At 67.0% G+C, this 267-nt stretch carries 1 protein-coding gene; it reads left to right on the top strand.

Annotated features, from left to right (window positions below; all coding sequences use genetic code 11):
- On the top strand, positions 1–267 hold a 267-nt coding region (locus HKX41_11795), incomplete at both ends, for a M23 family peptidase (protein NNC24816.1).

The following is a 267-nucleotide window of genomic DNA, read 5'->3' as shown; positions in this document are numbered from 1 at the left end:
CCAGCGCCAAGTACGACCTCGCCCCGCATCTGCACTACGAACAGATCTACAACGGCGCGGTGCAGAAGGCGAAGTGGAACGGCGTGGCGCTGAGGTACTTCGAGAAGAAGAACTACACCAGCAAGAACAGCTGCGGCGCCAGCAGCGGCGGTGCGCCGGGCACGGTCGGCACCAGTGGCTCGGCGCTCAACGTGCGCTCCGGCCCGGGCACCACGTATTCGGTGGTCGACTCGCTCGCCAACGGCAGCGCGGTGACGATCCGCTGCC

The sequence above is a fragment of the Salifodinibacter halophilus genome (assembly GCA_012999515.1).
Taxonomy (GTDB): domain Bacteria; phylum Pseudomonadota; class Gammaproteobacteria; order Nevskiales; family Salinisphaeraceae; genus Salifodinibacter; species Salifodinibacter halophilus.
The sequence above is the reverse complement of the archived record's forward strand: the minus strand, read 5'-3'. Positions and strand labels throughout refer to the sequence as shown.